Here is a 2,449-nt window from a genome sequence, read left to right as displayed (position 1 = left end):
AATGTTTAAAGTAAAATGGCCGATTACCTCCTTCTTACCCCAATGACGGCTTCTGATTTTGCGCCAACGCTCCTGGGTCCGGTCGGATATAGAGCAGTTGAGCTGCACAGGCTCCTCATTGATTTCCGGGTTCAGGCCTTCACCGTGTCCCAGCCATTACGCTGGGCATTTGGCTACTATGCCGTCTGCTGACTTCTGCTCAATCACCGATGGCAGCGGCTGCGCCCAGGCTTGATCGACCAGGGGCCTGACTGGTAATTGACCGATCGCTGGTTGAGCAGATCCCGATGCGTCGGACCGCCCCAGATAAGAGCATGCACTGTCACTGCACTGCTGCATCATTTACGGTGGCCGTTAGATCACGTGGCTTCGTCGTCTTGTGCCAACTCGCCTCCGGCCTACGCCTCATATGATGTTCTTGTTCATCAGCTCGCAGTTTTGCTAGCGGCTTCCTCCAGACCGCTCCTCACGGATTGGCCCTTGCCATTCGCTAGTGGTTAGCGTTCAATCGGGTAAATCCTATTGAACGGTGATCTTCCCACAGGGGACTTTCACCCCATAAGTTCATGCCCATGCTGGGCGTACACAAGTGCATTAAATTCGCTCCCTATGGTCGCCGGACGTCGCTGACGCTCCGCCGTTTATGTGGGCGTTATGCTCTGACGGGAGCCATCGTTTTTTGGTAGTTTCTGAGCAGTCCATGAGGACATCATCGCTAAAACAGACCAAAGGGAGATTGGGCGTGGATTACTACGATAGAGAATACATATCTGCAGTTATTAACTATTTTTGGGGGACGGCACAGCATCGCCTCAATCAGTAAATGAGAGATCTGCAGAGGTGATTTACAAAGCAGTCTCTGAAGCGCAGGCGTGTTCTGCATCAATGGATCTCGTTCCAAGACCCAGTGGTGGCAAACCGGGGATCTCATACATAGTTAAACAGATTGCAAGCATTGGTAAGAATATAATATCTGGAAACACCTTGGTTTACCATGTTTGTAAGGTCAAAATTAGCGCAAGCTATAAATCTGAAATAACTATGGCATTAAAAGGAATTTAAAATGTTAAAACTCGGACTTTCTGTTCTTCTTTTATTGTTTTCTATTAGCGCATTTTCAAAGACAGATGTTGAGCTGGTTTACTCGGATCTCAGATTTAAAATACCCGGGAACTTCTCCGTGGTGGGTGATGCAGGAGACAACCAAAACATTTTAATATTCAGGTATGGGGATGAGTTGGGCAAGAGGTTCTTGGCTTTTTCAGATATGACGAATGATCAAACTATTGATTATGGGTGTCTAGCTAGCGTTTTCTTTAAGAATGTTTTCTTCGATACTGATAAATCTGGATGTGATCAGGATAATGTTAGGTTAATGCAAGAGTCCTTTGTGGAAGGTCAGCAAGTTGAGACGTGGTCTTCAAATGAATATTCTATCGTGTACTCCGGTGATAAAGAAAAGTCATACATCTTTATAATTGGAGATAACGGCAAACTTTTGAAGGTGGATTCTGATTTTCTGGATAACGAATCTTTCAAAAAAATGGTTAGAGGTATATAAGAAGGGGCATCCTGATACCTATTCTTTATAGCATCAAAGTGCTCCACCCGACCGGTTTTCCGCTGCCACTCCAAACCGGCGGGCGTTAAAGCGAAAAAGCCGAGTCGTGGCACCCAGTACCTATCCGTGTCAAAATTGAGCGATACGCGAACGAGAGGTTTCTTTCATGAATCTCCAGAGAATTGAAGACGAGGCGCTACACCTCTCTAAAGAAGAGCGAGCTCAATTGATCCAGCGACTGGTACTGAGCCTGGAGTCTCCGTCAGAAGAAGAACTCAGGTCAGATTGGTTGCTTGAGGCCCGCCGTAGAGGCGAAGAGCTCGATAATGGCTCAGTTCAGGCCGTGTCCGGTGAAGATGTCATGAGGAAGGCTAGAGCACTGATCAAATGAACTATTCGTTTCACCCGGCAGCGGAAGCCGAATTTCTGGAATCAGTTGGTTATTACGAATCAAAAGTTCCGGGATTGGGTGGTGCCTTCATAGAGGAATTTGAGGCCCTGGCCAATTTAATTGGCGAGTCACCAAAAGCCTGGCAAGTTGAGTTGCCGCCAGATATTCGTAGAGCGCCCCTTCACAGATTTCCGCTATCCATCGTTTACCGAGAGAAACTTGATGGTTTTCAAGTTCTGGCGGTCGCCCATGATCGGCGACGTCCGCAGTACTGGCTTGGCAGGCTTTAAGTGCAGGCACCGCGACGCCCATTACATTGCGCCTTCGGCTCCATTCCAAAGCCGCGCATGCTGCAAGCGTTACTTGCGACATGAAGTTGCATGAATATATGTTGTAACCCGATGTTTTTTCCGTAACTGAGCGGATGTCGGAAGTGCAACCTGGTGTTCTACCACCAGTATCCTACCCACCATGCGAAAAGGACTTGGTATGAAGCG

General features: G+C 47.8%; 3 protein-coding genes. All 3 read left to right on the top strand.

Annotated elements, in window-relative coordinates; all coding sequences use genetic code 11:
- Nucleotides 1–1,063: 1,063 nt before the first annotated feature.
- The 3 genes from AC13C0_RS00165 to AC13C0_RS00155 all read left to right on the top strand — a co-directional run bounded on the left by AC13C0_RS00165 (nt 1,064) and on the right by AC13C0_RS00155 (nt 2,242).
- The gene (locus AC13C0_RS00165; protein ID WP_117618773.1) at nt 1,064–1,561 is read left to right on the top strand and encodes a hypothetical protein; all 498 of its coding nucleotides are present in this window, start codon (nt 1,064–1,066) and stop codon (nt 1,559–1,561) included.
- Between the two features lie 166 nt (nt 1,562–1,727).
- A complete protein-coding gene (locus tag AC13C0_RS00160) occupies nt 1,728–1,952 on the top strand; it encodes an addiction module protein (RefSeq protein ID WP_117618774.1) in 225 nt (74 codons plus the stop codon).
- Nucleotides 1,949–2,242 (top strand): type II toxin-antitoxin system RelE/ParE family toxin, encoded by a 294-nt coding sequence (locus AC13C0_RS00155; RefSeq protein ID WP_117618775.1) that lies wholly within the window; start codon nt 1,949–1,951, stop codon nt 2,240–2,242. Before AC13C0_RS00160 ends, AC13C0_RS00155 begins: the two co-directional genes overlap by 4 nt.
- The last annotated feature ends 207 nt before the right edge of the window (nt 2,243–2,449 follow it).

This window comes from Marinobacter sp. B-21 (assembly GCF_056857895.1).
Note: the sequence above shows the minus strand (reverse complement) of the source record. Positions and strands in the feature narration are given on the sequence as shown.

What these genes read in the sequence shown, in the direction of transcription:
- AC13C0_RS00165 (WP_117618773.1), top strand. Translation starts at nt 1,064, where the DNA reads ATGTTAAAACTCGGACTTTCTGTTCTTCTTTTATTGTTTTCTATTAGC.
- AC13C0_RS00160 (WP_117618774.1), top strand. Translation starts at nt 1,728, where the DNA reads ATGAATCTCCAGAGAATTGAAGACGAGGCGCTACACCTCTCTAAAGAA.
- AC13C0_RS00155 (WP_117618775.1), top strand. Translation starts at nt 1,949, where the DNA reads ATGAACTATTCGTTTCACCCGGCAGCGGAAGCCGAATTTCTGGAATCA.